Source organism: Chitinophaga silvatica (genome assembly GCF_003419895.1).
Taxonomy (GTDB): domain Bacteria; phylum Bacteroidota; class Bacteroidia; order Chitinophagales; family Chitinophagaceae; genus Chitinophaga; species Chitinophaga silvatica.
In genome coordinates this window covers 1-19,229 of the sequence record NZ_QPMM01000014.1, presented here as the reverse complement: position 1 = coordinate 19,229, position 19,229 = coordinate 1, and the positions used below count along the sequence as shown (strand labels likewise).

Sequence of the window (19,229 nt, the reverse complement as noted above, 5' to 3'; positions counted from 1 at the left end):
GCCATGAAAAGAATAATCTGCTACTGCGCTGTTGTCCTGGTTATTATTTCAGGTTGCAGGAAAGCGCCCTACCTCGTGTATTCAGATATTGCCAGGATCCAGATTTCGGATACCATAACTATGTCGGCTACTTTCGTTTTTAAAAATAAAAATATTGTCAGAGACACTCAATATATCAACGTTTCAACCATTGGCGGGATCACGTCTTTTGACCGGCCAGTGAAGTTCGAACAGATACCGGAATATACGTATACCTATAAACGCGACCCGGTGACTAATCAAATCGTGGATACTATTGTTACGGCCGTTCCATTCCAGGCAAAGCCGGGTGTACATTACGTTGATTTCAATGATAAATCCGTTCAGGATATAATGGTCGTAAAAGCCAATGAAGCGGTGGCAAAAATCCCTGTTATTCTCCTACGGGATACCAGCCTTGTTACCAATAGTTACCGCCTGCGATTCAAACTCGTAGCCAACGACCAGTTTGGTCTGGGAGTTAAGTCGGCACAGCAAAAAACATTGGTATTCTCCGATCGCCTCGAACGCTTCGCATCATGGAGTACAGATAATGGGCTGGCTGCCGGCTGGTTTGGTAAATACAGTACCGGTAAACACCAGTTTATGATTGATGTACTGAAACAAAATATTGATCAGGCCTGGTACGATGCTGCTTCAGCTGCTGGTGCCCTCCGCCAATATTCTACAGTATTGAAACAAGCGCTGGTTGACTTTAACAGTGATCCGGCCAACCAGGCCAGCGGAAAAGCTCCGTTGCGCGAAACGGCTTCTGTTACAAGTCCTATCGTGACATTCCCCTGATCCATTCAATCTTAAATCATGAAACGAATATATATCTTCCTGGCAGTAATGACATCTTTCGCTGCTGCCAGTTGTACTAAAGATAAAAGTACCGGCTTTACTTCCACCTTGCCAGCCTTTGGAGTAAGTGGTATTAAGGATACTATAAACGTATTTACACACCAGGATACCCTTCGTATCTCCCCACAGGTACTGGATAGTAGCCTGTATGACTTCTATTGGACCAACATATCCGGCAACTTTGTATCTGTCAACGGAAATAAGAACGTTACAGACACGTTGGCACGTACCCGGGAGCTGAACTATGTGGTAATGCTTGATCCTGGCCCTTATTATCTGGTTTTTAATATACGGGATAAGAAAAGTGGTGTTATAAAGCTGGTTCCCATTTATTTGAATGTATCTACCCTCAACAACGATGGCTGGTACCTCGTAAAAGATAATAATGGTAAAACTGAAATGGATTTTATCCATAAAGCAGGGCGTATCGACAACTGGATCGCTACCTATAATAATGGGAAAAGTCTTGAGGGAAATGCAGTAGATGCAGTGTTTGCACCTAATATGCGCCCAACATTAACTTCTGCTAATTTATATGGCGGCCTGGTGGTGATCTCGGATAAAGATGCTGGGATTTATCGCGTCAGCAATGGTCAGGCTACCTATTCATTCGATAGTATGTTCTTCTCTAAACCGGCAAACAGGAAGCCGCAAAGGGTTTTCCAACCGCAGAACATGAGCAACCTGATGCTGATCAATGATAATAAGGCCTATTGTATGACCAAAGGTACGCTGTTTACCGATCTGCCACAAACTTACAAACCATCACCGCAGGTTGCAGTAGGATCTATGGAAGTTGGATGGGATCTGACCACTAAATCCATCATGTACTTCAATGCTACCAATTATGCCAACATGGGAAGTAACGGTCCTGACCTGAAAAATATGACTTCCGATCTGATTTGGTCTATCGGCTATCCTGGCACCCGTAGTGTAGCCATGCTACTTTTCAAAATGCCTGATGGGAATGGAATGTTATATAAAATGAACACCCTTTATCAGTTCCTGAATGGGTCTGAAAAGGCGCTCATTATGGTACGCGATACCCTCGACGCAACACACGGATTGTTACATGCCAACGTAATCGGTGGTAACTATGATTCCGATTATCTCTATTATGCCATTGGCAATAATATCTACATGACAGATGTTACCACTGTTACGGAACGGTTACAGATAACTCTGCCTGAAGGAGAAACAGTAACAGCTATTCAACACGTAAAGTATCCTGTACCAACATCAGGAGTATCTTCCTATACTACCGACTACCTGGCGGTAGCTTCGTATAAGGCTAACCGTTATAAAGTCTGGTTATATAAACTGACATCCACCGGTACCATACAACCGCTTGCGCAGCCTACTTTTGAAGGTGATGGCCGCGTGAAACGGGTAATTTATATGCAACAAGGCCAGGGTAGCCGCGTCTTCTAATTAAAACCTGATACATGAACCCTCCTGCTACCGGTGTAAAGCACCGGTACAGGGATGTTCATGCCTTAAAATAGCAAACGACTATGAAGCACAAATTCATGTTAGCGCTGGCATGCGGCATCAGTAGCATCGCTATGGCACAGCAACCGGTAACTGACTCGGTTAAACGTAATAATGAAAAAGAAGAACTGGCTGAATTTTTAGCTGCTGCAAATCATAAAATTGATACCTGCCAGCAAAACTATTATGCAGCACAAAATGCCAAAGCCAAATATGATACTATTGGACTGGGCGACTGGCGCTATCGAATGAAAGTTATGAAGCAGGAGCGCAAAACACAGGAGATTGCGTTTATCAGACAACATCCGGATTATATGGTCAGCATCGATGCACTGAAAGATGTGATCGGTCATTTACCGGATGACATAGTAGGTTACCAACAACTGTTTAAAGGCTTAAAGAAACAGGTGCAGCAAAGTGAAGAAGGAGTGAAAACGCGCAAATTGATAGACCAATTTATGAAGGTACGCGTAGGCGCTATTGCCCCCGATTTTCAGGCCCCCGATACTTCCGGGAATAATATAAAGCTGCGTGACTACCGTGGTAAATACGTGTTGGTCGATTTCTGGGCCAGCTGGTGCGGCCCCTGCCGGGAAGAAAATCCAGCGGTAGTGAAGGCATACGAGCAGTTCAAAGACAAGCATTTTGATATCCTTTCAGTTTCCCTCGACCAACCTGGTAAAAGAGCCGAGTGGATTAAGGCAATAGAAAAAGATGGATTAACCTGGCAACATGTATCTGACCTGAATTCATGGGATAGTGAGGTGGCTAAACGCTACATGGTAAAATCCATTCCACAGAACTTCCTGATAGACCCTAAAGGAAAAATTATCGCTAAAAATCTCCGCGGAGAAGAACTGGTACAGCAACTCATAGAAATACTTAAATAAAACTATGCTTAAGATCAACATTGCCTTAGCAACCATGCTGGCACTTACCACTGGCGCACAGGCACAGAAAACCATACCTGCAGACAGCAGTGCCAAAAAAACGGATAGCCTCCCCTCCTCTATCAAACCCTACGATCAGGTGATCACCGGGAAGGCAAAAACCTATGATGGAATGTTCAAAGTACACTACCTCAATGGTAGGTACTACTTTGAAATACCGGATTCCATGCTCACACGCGCTATCCTCGTAGTGAACCGCATCGGAAAGGCTGCCACCAATCCTCGCCCCAATATGACCGGCTATGCAGGCGATCAGATTGCAGAAAATGTGATTCATTTCGACAGAGGACAGGATGATAAAATTCTGATGAAAGTAATGCGCTTTCAGGAACGATCTACCGACTCAACAGAAAACGGCTTATACCGTGCTGTGATCAAATCGAACCTGGAACCTATTGCTGCTGTATTTCCGGTGAAAGCCTACAATAAGACTGTGCCGGCTACAGTAATCGATGTAACTGATATCCTCAACACCGAAAATGAGATATTCCATTTTGGTCCGCAGGTGAAGACAGCACTCAAGATCGGAGGTATCCAGGCAGATAAATCCTTTATTACAGGTGTAAAAGCATTTCCGCTTAATATCGAGATCCGTACTTTACGTAGTTACCTGCCAGCAGGCGGAACCACTATCCCTGATACTTATGAGCTGAACAGCTCAATGGTATTGCTTCCTAAAGAGCCAATGCAGGCACGTTATGCAGATGCCCGTGTAGGTTTCTTTGCCCGTGGATATGTTGATTTTGATGCTGATCCACAAGGCGTGAAAGCCCGTTACCTTATCACCCGCTGGCGCCTGGAACCTAAAGAGGAAGATATAGAGAAATATAAACGGGGTGAATTAGTAGAACCTAAAAATCCCATCATCTACTATATAGATCCTGCAACACCCAAAAAATGGGTTCCATATCTGATTGCAGGTGTAAATGATTGGCAGAAGGCCTTTGAACAAGCTGGCTTTAAAAATGCTATCATGGCATTGCCGGCACCGGAGAATGATTCTACCTGGAGCATCGATGATGCACGTCATAGCGTGATCGTATATAAGCCCTCTTCTGTGGCTAATGCCAGTGGTCCGCACGTTCATGATCCACGCAGCGGGGAGATCATCGAATCGCATATCAACTGGTATCACAATATTATGCAACTGGTGCGTAACTGGTACATGGTACAAGCAGGACCTTTAGATCCGAGAGCTCGTAAAATGGAATTCGACGATGAACTGATGGGTCAGTTAATCAGATTTGTATCAAGTCATGAAGTCGGACATACACTTGGCCTGGCTCATAATTTTGGTTCCAGTTCCACCGTGCCGGTAGAAAAACTCCGTAATAAAGCCTGGGTAGAAGCCCATGGCCATACTCCTTCTATTATGGATTATGCACGTTTTAACTGGGTGGCACAACCGGAAGATGGTATCAGTACCAAAGGCATCTTCCCACGTATAGGCGATTACGATACCTGGGCCATTGAATGGGGATACCGCTGGTACCCACAATTCAAATCCGCTAAGGAGGAAGTTCCTTTCCTGAACAAATTAATCATCGATAGTCTGTCTGCCAATCACCGTCTCTTCTTCGGTAACGAAAACGCTGGCCTCGACCCACGCAGTCAAAGTGAAGACCTTGGCGACGACAATGTGCAAGCTGCTAAATACGGTATTAAAAATCTGCAGCGTGTATTACCTGAACTGAAAAACTGGACACGCGAACCAAACGAAGGATATGAAAATCTCCGAAGCATGTACGAAACAGTGCTCAGGCAATATATCCTGTTTGGTGCACAGGTAATGAAAAATATCGGTGGAGAATACCAAACATTCAAGAGTGTTGAACAACCAGGTGTGCAGATAGTACCTGTAGAATACGAAAAACAAAAAAGCGCAATGAAGTTTCTCAACGATTACCTGTTCAAAGCACCTGAATGGTTGTCGAACGATACACTTACTGCTTTAACAGGTATTGAGGCTTCCAGTTATATCAGCGCAGGAAATTATAATGTGTTGATGAGATTAATGGGATCTGGTACCATCACTACCCTCACCCGCGATGAAGCTCTGAACAAGGGTAAGAAATCCTACACCGCATCTGAAATGCTGGATGATCTGAAAAAGGGCGTCTGGACAGAATTATACAACAACAAACCTATTGATCTTAACAGACGCGGTTTGCAAAAAATGTATATAGATTTAAGCAAGAGAGCCTTTAAACAGGTAAATGAAATTGTGGGCAGGAATAACGGTAACGGTACTATTTTTTATATAAATCCAGACCCTACCGGCAATGATGCTTCTACATTAATGCGTGCCCAGTTGGTAGCATTGCGCACTGATATTAGAAATGCTATTCCTCAGCAAACTGGTATCTCAAAATACCATCTGCAGGATATGGAAAATAGGATCACTACTATCCTCTCCGGAAAGGAAGCAGAAAGTAAATAAACTCGTTCCTTAATTTTTTCTCATAAGCAAAAACCAATAACCCCAGGGGTATCTTCAGTTATCTGGAGATACCCTATTTTTTTTAGGACGAACAGTGCCGTAATAATTTAATTTGACCTCGGAAGCGCAAAAAATATTTCCAATAAAACATAGCAAGAATCGGATTGGGTGAGTGTTAGATTAGTTCGAAATTGCAATAAAATATATAATCGTATGGAAATTAAGAATTGCTTAACGACCGACATAAATGAAATTATGTCGATATATGAAGCTGCAAGGAATTTACAAATTCAGAGGAAAATGGTTGTTTGGCCTTTCTTTGACGAGACATTTATTTTAAAGGAAATAAAAGAAAATCGGCAATGGAAAATAGTCATAGATAACTTAATAGCCTGTAATTGGGCAATTACTTTTGAGGATAAAGAAATTTGGGGAGAAAAAGACAAAAATGATTCTATCTATATACATAGAATCTGTACGAACCCAACATTAAGAGGAAATAGATATATTGATGAGATTGTACGATGGTCGAAGCCTTACGCAAAGCAAATGGGGAAACGATTTATCCGCCTGGATACCTTAGGCAACAACACTAAATTAATTGAGCATTATACATCAGCTGGTTTCAATTTTTTAGGTATGGTTAAGTTAACGGATACAGCGAACTTACCAGCCCATTATCAAAAAGAACCAAATTGCTGTCTTTTCGAAATAGACCTGCAAAATGAAATGTAAAGTGGCTTAGTTATTTTTCAAGGATTGTTGGTGGTGGAATAATGCCACACATTCTCAGATTTACATCTTCAATAAATTAGAAGGCCGTGGACATGGCATCCACAGCCTTCTAATTTAAACGAGGAATTTACAATAGTGAATGCCTCCAGAAATTGAATAATCAATTGGCTTAAGAATCACAATTTCAATTTTAAGCCACCATTTACCACAAAGCCGTCCAATGGTGCGTATATATCCCTGAAAATCGGATTTGTTACAGTACCGGTATAGATAGTACCGAACCTTGTTTGTCTGGTATCCAGATAATTTTCAAAGTTTACAAATAATGAGAATTTCTCCCATAATCTTTCGGCCATAAACCCGCAGATCCAATAGGCTTTACCTGTAGTTCCATCACTGAGCGCCTGTTTGCTGAAGTAGTAGGCTTCCAGCCCAAGCTTCCACTTATCTTCCTTCTCATACATCAGAACATTATTAAGACGATGCCGGGCAGTAAGTGGATTTTCACGAATTACACCATTGTCATTAAGTCGTGCATCTGTAAAAGTGTAACCGATAAATAGTTTGAAATCTCCATATCCAAATTTCACATTTGTTTCCCAACCTTTGGTATCGATGAAGCCAGCTACATTCTCTAGCCGATACAGATTTCCATCAACTGATCTCAGTAATAAAGGATGATTAATATGGGTATAAAAGAAGAGTTGATTAATGCTGAAACTTACTTTACCATCAAGCAATCCGGATTTATAATTCAGATCAAAGTTAGTACCATAGGACCTTTCAAGTTTATTTTCATCTGATCGGATTGGAAGCACTGATTTATACTGAATTCGTTCAGTTTCTTCCGTGAAGATAGTAGGTGTTTTGTAACCTAATCCACCGCCAACACGGGATGATAACTTAGGCGAGATCTTAAATAAGGCGGAAATTCTTGGCAGGATAGCCAGGCCATAATCAATAATGTAGTCGCCTCGCAAACCGGTTTCCAGTTTAAGCCAGTCTGTAGTCTTCCAGGTATTTTGCACAAACGCACCGACTGTATTCTGATCGTAGTTGCGTTTGGGTATCGTATCTGTTTGTTTTTCCTTAAAATTGTCGGTATACGCATTCAAACCTACTACCCAATCCATATTCTCCCGGTGTCGGTTATACGTAGCTTCAGTATAGGATGACCACTGCTTTCCATCAAATACATAGCCGGGAATAGAGATAGTCCGCTTAAAGCTATTGACAGAATTTTTAAAAGTCAGGCTGTTACCTTCACCGAACTGATGATTGAATGAGAACTGTGTTGAAAAACGATTGCTCTTGTTTTTTTCGTAATAGCTATGCGTGCTGTCGCCCCGGCCTTTAATATAAAGAATGTCGCCGCCTGTTCTGTTCTCCGTACTGAAGTTCGCCCCTAAACTCATTGTCGTTTTCGGGCTGAAATTTACGAACAGCTTGGGATTGAATACATACCTTTCAAATTTAGGAATAGCTGTAAATCCCGTATTAGATGGATCATAAGCTTTATTACTATTGCGTGAGGCAAAAACCGTCAAGCCTACTTTATTGAATTGCTGGCCATAAAAACTGCTAAGATCCAGCCCCCCTGCAGATGTACCATTAATCAGAAATCGCAATTCTTTTTCAGGTGTTGGTGATTTGGAAATAAGGTTTACCAGGCCAGCTATAGCTCCGCCACCATAAAGCGTAGAGGAAGCCCCCTTTATTACTTCTACCTGCTTCAAATCCAATGGTGGGGTTTGTAGCAATCCTAATCCGCCGGAAAAACCAGCAAACAAAGGAAATCCATCTTTTAGGATCTGAGTATAACGACCATCAAGGCCCTGAATACGGATACTCGAATTGGCGGAAGTAGCAGACACTTGTTGCGTTTGGATACCGGTACTTTCGTTAAGCATCATGCGTATGTCGCCAGGTTTCATGTTTCCTTTTTCTTCCAGTTCTTCCCCTGCAATAAATTCAACTCTGGTAGGTATATCCTGAATACTGCGATTACTACGGGTGGTAGAAATTACAACTTCCCCCATCTCCTCGCCGGCATGTTCAAGATAAATTGTAGTGGTATCAGTGGGTAATGGGAAAGTATAAATTTCCGTTTTCTCCTGATATCCAATAAATGAAATTTTGATGGATTGTTTTCCGTTTGGAATTCCTGTAATGACTACCTTCCCGGTATTATCAGCTTTCGCTCCTTTTCCAGTACCTGTAATTACTACCGTGGCTCCAATCAGGGGATCTTTTGAATCCGCATCTTTGATAAATGCCGTAAATGAGTTTTGTGCCAGGCACAGGTGGGCCATACACATTAGTATAATTGTGCTAAGTGCTTTTAACATTGTTTGTTGATCTAACTAAAAATAGAGTAATAACCATGTATCTACATAGTATGAAACATTCATACAAAGAAACAATCAGGCAAATTTGGGAGGTTGCCAGATAGAGGCGGGAAACTCTGGTAAACCAGGTGCAGTTGGAGTATAGTATACGTTTCTGGGAAGTGGAACCGCTGCAGGTTCAGATTTCAATAATTCAGGTACAATGACACCATGACAAGTATTGCAGGAGAAAAACGGGCTACAAGGTAATTCTGGTTTGTTATGATTATCATGATCCCTGTGCTGTTGAGAATTTGAAACCTCGGTAATTTCCTCGCAGCAATAGTCATCTCCACAGCACGGGAATGCTGAGAGCACTATTACATACAAAGAAAATACGATCAGGAACCATTTCATTGGCACAAATATATGTAAGATCACATTCTCCTGCAATTGCTTGCTTGTTTTTTATGAAGGCAGTATAATAAATCTTCAGATTTACTGTAGTAATACTACTACAATTTTTGTGTATGGTAACCTTTATCTCCAAACGGCTGTAGTTCCATCATGACAAGTCTTTCCAACGTTTTCACATCAGCTTTCACATCTGCTTGCGGGTCGTTGGTTTCTTTCAGAACTTCCACAATTTCATATACAAAATCCTGTCCTTGTTGGTCATTCCATTCTTGTTGCAATAAAGTATTAGCGAAGTTTCCCATCTTCAATTGCAGGTTCAAACTATTCCAGGCTCTGTCTAAATCCATGCTGCTGCCTATATATAATTTATTGTTGCGTGTGTTGCGTAATTGATATACACCCTTGCGAAATTGTATTTCTTTATAGGTCATTTTGAGATCTTTCTTCTGACTCATCTTCCTTATTTTAATTGTTGATCAATAAAATTTTCTGCTTCCTTCAAAAAAGACGCATAACTACTTGGGTAACGTCGCCCCAGGTATAACGACAGCATACCTGTACTACCCAGTAACAGTGCAGATTTTGAGGTTTCCACTTCTTTCCTGGATAACTCTTTTTGCTTTGCTATATGTTGCCAATCAGCTTCGCATAATGTTGGTAATAATGATACTACAAGCATTGTAGTATTACCATTATCATCAATGTCACTCAATGCTTCTTTAAAAAACAATTCGTATATCCCGGGATACTGTACAAAATACTCGAGGTAGGCAAGAAAAAGTGCCTTAAGATGCCTTGTTCCCGCCGGCTGCTTTGCAGCCTTGACTGTAGCATAGTCAAGACATTCTTTGCGAAAGTCTTCCACACAATGAAATACGAGTTCTTTTGCATCTTTAAAATAATTATAAAGGGTGGCAAAAGAGTACCCTGCCCTATCGGCGATATTACGAACACTAACACTTTTTAATCCTTCGCTTTTGAGGATTTCCTTGGTAGCGTCGATAAAATAGCCCCGTACCCGCTGCTCATGTATCTCCTTTTTTCTAACCATGATGCAAATTTATTGAACAGTGTTCAAATTTTAAAATAAAGTTCAATGAATGAGAAATTTGATGGTAATTTATTTAAACATTACCCCATCAACCCATCTAGAATAATCAACCAGTACATGCTCTATTTCATATATGATTACTTAAAATAAAATTTTTATACTTTTTTTATTTAATTTAGATTGATTATTAACCTATAAAGTAAAATAATACTGTTACTATGCTATGTTTTTTTTAAATACAATGTTTAATTTATGAGCGCTTGGCCTCTTTGATTAAGCAGGAGTTTCACAATACCCGATAGTAAATTAGATATCATAACTGTGTCATGAACATTCGAGAACCCGAATATTTGCTTCTCCTACTTTTATGAATAATTAACTAAATCAGAAAATCACAAAAGACTTTATTACAGTCTTCCTGCAAGCTCATTCAAATGTGTGCAGGGGCATCATGCCCGTGCTGGGCTCAGCATGCGAATACTGTTAAATGAAATACCTATAAATAAAATCCTGATGAAAAAAAGTTTCTTTATTCTATTAATGATACTTTACACATTTCAACTTCATGCTGCCGATTATTACTGGGTAGGTGGAGGAGGAAACTGGAGTGATCTCAACCATTGGCGTTTAGGTAGCAGCAGTGGTAATAAACCAAGTATTGTTCCAGCAGCTGGAGACAATGTTATTTTTGGTGTAGATGCAGGCTTTACCAACACAAGCCGGACTGTAACGATCGATGCAAATTCATTTTGCAACAGTATGACTTGGAATATGGATGTGCCCAATACCCCCACTATTAATCGCACCGGGTCATTTATGCTAACCATGTCAGGAAGCCTAATCTTAGCACCTCAGGTAACTTATTCAATTTTTGTGGATATGGTAGGCTCAATAGATGCCGTTCTTACTGCTAATGGAAATGTCAAAGGTAACCCGACACTTACTATAAATAAACCGGGTAGCGGTCTAACGGTATCAGATAATCTCCAATTTGCCAATACCAGTTCGGGTAACATCACGCTAACTACGGGATTCTTTAATGCCCCTGGCAAAAATGTATTGATAGGTTCCTTCGTCAGCAATGGAAATCTGGCAAAAAGTGTGGATATCAGCAATAGTACTATCAATACTGGTACCTGGGACTACAGAGGATCAAGCAAATCACTCAATGCAAGTGGATCGGTAATGAAATCCGGTACTACATGGATGGTAAATGACATCTACCCTGAAGTAGAAATCAGCGCTGCCAATGGTCCCAATATGAATATCAATAATTGCGAAATACCTCAATTAACTTTTACCAATACCGCTGCATCCTCCCAGGCAAAAATAGGGAGTGGTAATAAAATCAATACTCTGACTTTTTTAAGTGCAGGATCCATTAGTGGTGATGGTAACCAGATAAATACAGTTGTAATTGCCAGAGCAGGATCAGTCATCGGAAACAATAATATTATCAACTCTATTATCATCAACGAAAGGGGTGCTATCAGCGGTTCCGGCAACAACATCACTTACATAGATATTAAAGGTACTACCTCTATTACTGCCGGATCAATCCCCAATACATTCGGCACATTACTGACGGCACCAAACAAAAATATCACAATCACCAGAACAAATAATATAACCACGCTTTTCAGGGCAGGTGGCGCACCCTGTGATGGGTTTACAGAAATTACCGGTACTACTGCCGGCACATTAAATTTTTCTGCTGGAGCTACTGCCGATATTAATAACGTCCTACTAACCGATTTAACTGCAACCGGACCTATACTACCCATTGCTGTAAATGGTATTGACAATGATGGTAATAGTGGCTTTACTATTACAGAACCTGCTGGAACCTCAGGAATACTTTACTGGGTAAATGGGGGTGGTGACTGGAATGACAAGAACCACTGGAGTAATACCAGTGGAGGACCTGGTGGGGCTTGTATTCCATTTAAAGGAAATGATGTGGTATTTGATGATAAAAGTGGTTTCACCAGCACTACAGCAGGTAAAACAGTAACTACCACTGCCAACACCTACTTCAATAATATGACATGGACCAATGGTGTTCAAAATGCACCTGTCTTTAATGTGTCCTCCTCTTTTACCATGCGTGCTTATGGGTCAGTTACTCTTACCTCTACACTTACTATTAATGCTGACATCAGGTATCTCGGTACAAATGCCGTAACGCTTACTACCAATGGTAATACCCTGGGAACGTTAAATAATATTTTGCAGAAAACAGGGGCAGGTGGACTTACATTAATAGATGATTGGAGTAGTGCAGCTGGAAAAATCAGCTTTGTTTCCGGGTTTCTTGACATGAATGGAAAAAATATTTCCATTCATACTTTTCAAAGTTCTGGTAGCCTACCCCGTACGTTGAATATTCAAAATGCCAATATTAATGCGGCATATATCTGGCAATATATAGGTACCAATAAACAACTGCAATCAAACGGATCATACATTGAAGGGGCTTACCAGTTTTCTTCGGATGGCTTACAGTATCCGGTTGTTCATTTAACATCTGCCAGTAGTAACGCAACATTTTCAATCAACAATACTACCATCAACGAACTGTATTTCACAGGAACGAATGCTGGTAATACATCCCCAAAAATAGGTAATAACAACACCATTAATGATCTTATATTCTCTGGAGCAGGAGCAATTGGAGGAAACAATGTTATCACCAATCTGGAGTTTAAAGCTGCAGGTACCGTAAGTGCCACCGGCAATATCATTGGTACTTTACTGACTGCTCCTAACCGGAACTACTTGTTTACAGGTACTACTACTATTAATACCAGATTCAGGGCAGTAAATCCGGCTTGTAACGGATTGGGAGAAATACGTGCCAATGGGAGTACTGCAAGTATTGCCTTTGGGGTCAATGCCGTTGTAGATGTAAACAATGTCTATTTAGAGAATATTGTAGCTACTGGCGGCGGCGGCACGCTTACCTTACCCATCCCTTTCAGTGGCGCAGATGCAGGTGGGAACGGCGGATGGAATATTACTACTTCCATTGGGGCTAGTCGTTATTGGATAGGTGGGGCTGGCGACTGGAACGATGCAAGCCATTGGAGTTTATCCTCTGGCGGTGCCGGTGGTGCCTGTATTCCTACAGTGGGAGATGATGTGTATTTCGACCAGAATAGTGGATTTACTTCCGCTTCCAAAACGATTACCGTTAATAACGGAAATGCCTACTTTCATAATATGAGCTGGGCAGGGGCTTTAAATAACCCGGTAATAACCAAATCCAGTACCTGGAAGATGGAGTGTTGGGGAAATAGTATCATACTAAATCCAACAGCTACCTTAAACATATCCTATCTACAACTCAAAGGCCCGGAAGCCACAGTCCTGCAAGGTAATACCCTCGGCAGCTTCGATATACAAATGAATAAACCCGGAGGTAGCCTTACTATCGCCAATAATTACAATAATCCCAATACTACCTTTTCACTTATTGAGGGTAATTTTATTGCAGCAGGAAAAACACTCAATGTAAAAAGTATTAGTAATGGTGGGAATGACAATGCGATACATGTAGATATTAGCAATGCTACTATTAATTGTACATGGACCTATAGTGGAGGAACTTCCAAACGCAGCCTAAATGCCACAAATTCTGTGATTAATGCTTCAGGATTTACGGCAAGCGGATTAACCTACAACATCGTTAATGCCAACGGAACCGGCAACACAAACGCATCATTTAGTAATACTACCATTAATTATATCACCTTTGTAGATCCAAATGTGCTATCTGCAATAGGTATCTATGGCACAAACAACAACCTTGGAACAGTGGAATTTAAGGGTAGTGGGGGCATTTATGGCACAGGTAATATTATTGGTACCCTCATATTTTTCCCTGGCGACAATTATGTCTTTACTAATGGCACTAATACTACAATTACAGGTGAATGGTTTGGTAGTGGTAGCCCGTGCAAACCCACTGAAATTAAAAGTAGTCACTCCGTCGCCACGGCAACAGTTACTAAAACTTCCGGAACAGTCGAATTTGATTATGTGAGAATAGGACGTATGGTAGCTACTGGGGGTGCTTCTTTTAAAGCCAAAGAGCATAGTACAGACCTCCTGGGAAATATAGGTTGGAATATTGCTCCGTATGACGGTGCAGCCCCCATATTAGGATTAGGGCCAGATATGAACCTTAAAAATTCAGAACTACCTTACACCATTCATACTGATGGTTTCTTCGGCTCTCCCCTCTCTCAATATGAATGGAAAAAAGGAACAACTGTTATTGGCACTGGCAATAAACTGGTCGTAACCGAAGCGGGAACATATAGTGTTAAAGTGAACTTTCCAGATGGCTGTTCCATTACAGATGATATTATAATAACATTGATCAGTACTGATCTCTCTATTACAAAATCAGTAAACAATACAAACCCCACAGTAGGTACTAATGTAGAATTTACCCTCGAGGCTACCAATAATGGACCTGGTGCAGGAACCGGAATTACAGTTACGGATCTGCTACCTAGCGGATACACTTACGTAAGTAGTAATCCATCAGTTGGTACTTACAACTCTACAACCGGAATATGGACAATTGGTAATTTAGCCGCAAAAGCGAAATCAACGCTCACCATTACAGCAACGGTAAATGCAACTGGTATTTATGTAAACAAGGCTAATATTACCTCTCCGGATGATGATCCGGAACCAGCCAACAACAATGCGACCGTTGAACTGGTACCAACGCCTATACCAATTGTTACACAACCAGGTTGTAATGAATTAACCGGTAGTATTGAACTGCCGTTAGTGGCCGGAGAAACTTATTCTATTGATGGGGGTACTACTTCTGGCGCCAACAATATTTTCTCCAATCTGGCACCAGGCGATTATTCTGTCATTGTAAAAATAGGCAACCTCACATCCACCTCTTTAAAAGTTACCATTAACCAACCACCAACAGTACCTGCTGCGCCAATAAGTCTTGGTGATCAGGTTGTTTGTGCTACCTCTCCCCTGCAAACATTAACCGCAAAGGCTAATGTACCGTCAGGTACAAACATTACATGGTATGATGCGCCTGTAGATGGGAATGTGGTCACCAACCCTGTCTTAAACTCTATTGGTACGATCACCTATTACGCAGTAGCCAATAAAGGAGCTTGTAACAGTTTAACAAGAACAGCGGTAACTTTAAAAATTAATGATGCGCCGAATTTAATTATTACAGCTCCACCGGTGGCATGCCACCCTGCGGCGATTGATTTAACAGCTACCGCTATCACCACAGGAAGTACTGCCGGGCTTCAGTATACTTACTTTACGGATGCAGGAGCAACCATTCCTGTAACAACACCTGCTGCCATTACGGTATCTGGCACCTATTATATCAAGGGAACAAATCCAACTACTTCTTGTAGTGTAATCACTCCTGTGATAGTACAATTTGTGGATCAACCACAGGTGGAACTTGTACACCCCGATTGTGTAACAAATACTGGTAGCATTAACGTTCTCTCCCCATTAGGATCACAGTTCAGGTATTCCAATAATGGAGGAACTACTTATCAGGTCAGTCCTTTATTTACAAATCTTGCTCCTGGAACATATAACGTAACAGCAACCAACCTGGATGTATCAGGATGTGTGAGCGCTACAACTACCGTTACAATAAATGCTACGGCAACTACGGTTACGCCACAAATATTCCATCCCGGATGTGATGAGACAAACGGAAAAATTGTATTCCCGATAAATGCGGCATATGAGTATAATATTGATGGTGCCGGATTTGTGGGCGGTAACGAGTTTAGTCTTGCACCTGGCACTCACACTATAAAGTCAAAAAAATCCGGAGATGCTTGTGAAGCGACTCCAGTTTCAATTACTATTAATCCAAGTGCTGGCAGACCAGCGCCTCCATCGGGTAGTAATCAACAGGTGTGTGAAATTCCCGGTGGGCAAACATTAACAGCTACTGCAACAGGATCAAATATTGTATGGTATGATGCTGCAACAGGTGGCAACATCATTACCTCTCCTACTTTAAGCTCAGTTGGTACTATTGTTTATTACGCTGAGTCTAATAATGGTACTTGTACCAGCGCTACAAGAACAGCTGTTAGCTTAACCATCATTCCTCTTCCGGTGATCAATACAATTACCGACATAAATGCTTGTGGATCAGTTACGCTCCCGGTAATTACAGGCACTAATTTATCAGGTAACCAGGCTTATTACACAATGGCAAATGGAGCAGGCACTAAATATAATGTAGGTGCATCCTTCTCTCTGTCTGGTGAAACTACCTTATATGCATATGATGAAACGACTGTTGTTTCACCTGCCTTAAGTTGCCCGGCTCAAACAAGTTTTAAAGTACTCATCCGCAGTACCAGCGAGGGAGCTATTGATGCAGATCAAACGATCTGTAATAATACCACACCGAATCCTTTACGTTCAGTAACAGACGGAACTGGTAGTGGAACAATCAGCTATCGTTGGGAAAAATCAACTACCAGTGCCACAACAGGATTTACTGCAATTACAGGGGTAACCACGGCCGGTTATAGCCCCGGTGCTTTAGTTGCAACTAGTTTCTTTAGAAGAATAACGATATCAGTATTCAATGGAGTAGTTTGTGAATCGGTACCTACTCCTGTAGTAACGATTACTGTACAGGATGCAGTAACAGCAGGAACAATCAGCGCCAGCCAAACTATTTGTGAGGGCAGCACCCCGGAACCAATAACCTCCGGAGTAGCTGGAACCGGGTCCGGAATAATCAGCTATCGCTGGGAAAGTTCCACGACAAATGCCACTAGTGGATTTACAACTATACCAGGGGCTGTGACAGCAGATTATAGCCCTGGTCAGCTATCAGTGACCACATATTTCAGAAGAACAACCCTATCTTCTCTGAATGGTTTTGTATGTGAATCTACACCTTCAACTGCAGTGGAGATTACCGTACAACGTGCAGTTACACCCGGAACAATCAGTGCCGATCAAACAATCTGTAATAATTCACCTGTTACAATAACTTCAGTTTCCACCGGAACAGGTGCAGGTATGATCACTTACCTTTGGGAAAGCTCTACTACAGATGCTTCCACTGGTTTTACGACTATTGCAGGAGCTACTTCGGAAGATTATACACCAGTTACATTATTGCCGGTTAATTACTATAGGAGAATTGCTATTTCAACACTCCATGGAGTAAGCTGCAAATCTGCACCAACCGCTACTTCCACCATTACAATACAGGGAGCTGTTACCCCGGGAACAATCAGTGGCGATCAGACTATCTGTAACAATATTATACCGAGTTCTTTAACATCGGTTACTGCTGGTACCGGGTCAGGAACGATTACCTATCGCTGGGAGAGCTCCACAACCAATGCAATTAATGGTTTCACCGAAATCATGAATGAAGTAGATGCAGATTATGCACCTAATGCTTTAACAACAACTACTTATTTTAGAAGAATTACTATTTCAACCTTGAATGGAGAAAGCTGTGAATCAGCATCTACAGCAGTTATAAAAGTAACCGTACAAGATGAACTGATAGCAGGTACCATCAGTACAGATCAGACCATTTGTAACAATACAACACCAGATCCTTTAACATCTGTTACCGATGGTACTGGTTCTGGTACGGTTACTTACCGTTGGGAAAGTTCTACTACTGATGCTACCACTGGTTTCACCACCATCCTTGGTGCTAATGCAGCAGATTATACTCCTGGCGCATTGACTACTACCACTTATTTTAGAAGAATAACTCTTTCAACACTGAATAGTATTTGTGAATCAGTACCAACTGCTGTAGTCACCATTACTGTACAGGATCTTGTTACAAACGGTACTATCAGTGCAGATCAGACTATCTGTAACAACACCACACCGAATCCTTTAACATCGGTTACCGCAGGTACCGGTTCCGGTACAGTTACTTACCGTTGGGAAAGTTCTACTACTGATGCTACCACTGGTTTCACCACCATCCTTGGCGCTAATGCAGCAGATTATACTCCTGGCGCATTGACTACTACCACTTATTTTAGAAGAATAACTCTTTCAACACTGAATAGTATTTGTGAATCAGTACCAACTGCTGTAGTCACCATTACTGTACAGGATCTTGTTACAAACGGTACTATCAGTGCAGATCAGACTATCTGTAACAACACCACACCGAATCCTTTGACATCGGTTACCGCAGGTACCGGTTCTGGTACGGTTACTTACCGTTGGGAAAGTTCTACGACTGGCGCTACTACTGGTTTTACGACCATTCCTGGCGCCAATGCAGCTGATTATACTCCTGGCGCATTGACTACTACCACTTACTTTAGAAGAATATCTCTATCAACACTGAATAGTAATATTTGTGAATCAGTACCAACTGCTGTAGTCACCATTACTGTACAGGATCTTGTTACAAACGGTACTATCAGTGCAGATCAGACTATCTGTAACAACACCACACCGAATCCTTTGACATCGGTTACCGCAGGTACCGGTTCTGGTACGGTTACTTACCGTTGGGAAAGTTCTACGACTGGCGCTACTACTGGTTTTACGACCATTCCTGGCGCCAATGCAGCTGATTATACTCCTGGCGCATTGACTACTACCACTTACTTTAGAAGAATATCTCTATCAACACTGAATAGTAATATTTGTGAATCAGTACCAACTGCTGTAGTCACCATTACTGTACAGGATCTTGTTACAAACGGTACTATCAGTGCAGATCAGACTATCTGTAACAATACCACACCGAATCCTTTAACATCGGTTACCGCAGGTACCGGTTCCGGTACGGTCACTTACCGTTGGGAAAGTTCTACGACAGGCGCTACTACTGGTTTTACGACCATTCCTGGCGCCAATGCAGCTGATTATACTCCTGGCGCATTGACTACTACCAC

The 19,229-nt window shown here is 41.6% G+C and carries 10 protein-coding genes; 6 read left to right on the top strand and 4 right to left on the bottom strand.

What is annotated here, in order from left to right; genetic code table 11:
* The first annotated feature begins 3 nt into the window (after nucleotides 1–3).
* The 5 genes from DVR12_RS23605 to DVR12_RS23585 all read left to right on the top strand — a co-directional run bounded on the left by DVR12_RS23605 (nucleotide 4) and on the right by DVR12_RS23585 (nucleotide 6,498).
* Nucleotides 4–822, top strand: coding sequence for a DUF4843 domain-containing protein (locus DVR12_RS23605; protein WP_116978279.1), 819 nt, complete (start codon nucleotides 4–6; stop codon nucleotides 820–822).
* Nucleotides 823–840: 18 nt separating this feature from the next.
* Nucleotides 841–2,313, top strand: coding sequence for a PKD-like family lipoprotein (locus DVR12_RS23600; protein WP_116978278.1), 1,473 nt, complete (start codon nucleotides 841–843; stop codon nucleotides 2,311–2,313).
* Nucleotides 2,314–2,396: 83 nt separating this feature from the next.
* The gene (locus tag DVR12_RS23595; RefSeq protein WP_116978277.1) at nucleotides 2,397–3,263 is read left to right on the top strand and encodes a peroxiredoxin family protein; all 867 of its coding nucleotides are present in this window, start codon (nucleotides 2,397–2,399) and stop codon (nucleotides 3,261–3,263) included.
* Between the two features lie 4 nt (nucleotides 3,264–3,267).
* Nucleotides 3,268–5,763, top strand: coding sequence for a zinc-dependent metalloprotease (locus DVR12_RS23590; RefSeq protein WP_116978276.1), 2,496 nt, complete (start codon nucleotides 3,268–3,270; stop codon nucleotides 5,761–5,763).
* A 213-nt stretch (nucleotides 5,764–5,976) separates the two neighbouring features.
* The gene (locus DVR12_RS23585) at nucleotides 5,977–6,498 is read left to right on the top strand and encodes a GNAT family N-acetyltransferase (protein WP_116978275.1); all 522 of its coding nucleotides are present in this window, start codon (nucleotides 5,977–5,979) and stop codon (nucleotides 6,496–6,498) included.
* A 176-nt stretch (nucleotides 6,499–6,674) separates the two neighbouring features.
* Here DVR12_RS23585 and DVR12_RS23580 read toward each other — a convergent pair whose 3' ends face one another.
* The 4 genes from DVR12_RS23580 to DVR12_RS23565 form a co-directional block, all read right to left on the bottom strand.
* Nucleotides 6,675–8,810 carry a TonB-dependent receptor gene (locus tag DVR12_RS23580; RefSeq protein WP_233522454.1) on the bottom strand — a complete coding sequence of 712 codons (2,136 nt, stop codon included), beginning with the start codon at nucleotides 8,808–8,810 and terminating at the stop codon, nucleotides 6,675–6,677.
* A gap of 111 nt (nucleotides 8,811–8,921) precedes the next feature.
* On the bottom strand, nucleotides 8,922–9,242 hold the full coding sequence (locus tag DVR12_RS23575; RefSeq protein WP_116978273.1) for a DUF6660 family protein: 321 nt from the start codon (nucleotides 9,240–9,242) through the stop codon (nucleotides 8,922–8,924).
* Between the two features lie 98 nt (nucleotides 9,243–9,340).
* The gene (locus DVR12_RS23570) at nucleotides 9,341–9,697 is read right to left on the bottom strand and encodes a GIY-YIG nuclease family protein (RefSeq protein ID WP_116978272.1); all 357 of its coding nucleotides are present in this window, start codon (nucleotides 9,695–9,697) and stop codon (nucleotides 9,341–9,343) included.
* A 5-nt stretch (nucleotides 9,698–9,702) separates the two neighbouring features.
* The gene (locus DVR12_RS23565) at nucleotides 9,703–10,293 is read right to left on the bottom strand and encodes a TetR/AcrR family transcriptional regulator (RefSeq protein WP_116978271.1); all 591 of its coding nucleotides are present in this window, start codon (nucleotides 10,291–10,293) and stop codon (nucleotides 9,703–9,705) included.
* 513 nt (nucleotides 10,294–10,806) lie between these two features.
* Here DVR12_RS23565 and DVR12_RS23560 point away from each other — a divergent pair.
* Nucleotides 10,807–19,229, top strand: an 8,423-nt coding sequence (locus tag DVR12_RS23560) for an Ig-like domain-containing protein (protein WP_199417188.1), incomplete at its 3' end; no start/stop codon positions are given.

Coding starts and splice junctions, on each gene's coding strand:
- DVR12_RS23565 (WP_116978271.1), bottom strand. CDS start 10,293: ATGGTTAGAAAAAAGGAGATACATGAGCAGCGGGTACGGGGCTATTTT.
- DVR12_RS23605 (WP_116978279.1), top strand. CDS start 4: ATGAAAAGAATAATCTGCTACTGCGCTGTTGTCCTGGTTATTATTTCA.
- DVR12_RS23600 (WP_116978278.1), top strand. CDS start 841: ATGAAACGAATATATATCTTCCTGGCAGTAATGACATCTTTCGCTGCT.
- DVR12_RS23575 (WP_116978273.1), bottom strand. CDS start 9,242: ATGAAATGGTTCCTGATCGTATTTTCTTTGTATGTAATAGTGCTCTCA.
- DVR12_RS23585 (WP_116978275.1), top strand. CDS start 5,977: ATGGAAATTAAGAATTGCTTAACGACCGACATAAATGAAATTATGTCG.
- DVR12_RS23595 (WP_116978277.1), top strand. CDS start 2,397: ATGAAGCACAAATTCATGTTAGCGCTGGCATGCGGCATCAGTAGCATC.
- DVR12_RS23580 (WP_233522454.1), bottom strand. CDS start 8,810: ATGGCCCACCTGTGCCTGGCACAAAACTCATTTACGGCATTTATCAAA.
- DVR12_RS23590 (WP_116978276.1), top strand. CDS start 3,268: ATGCTTAAGATCAACATTGCCTTAGCAACCATGCTGGCACTTACCACT.
- DVR12_RS23570 (WP_116978272.1), bottom strand. CDS start 9,697: ATGAGTCAGAAGAAAGATCTCAAAATGACCTATAAAGAAATACAATTT.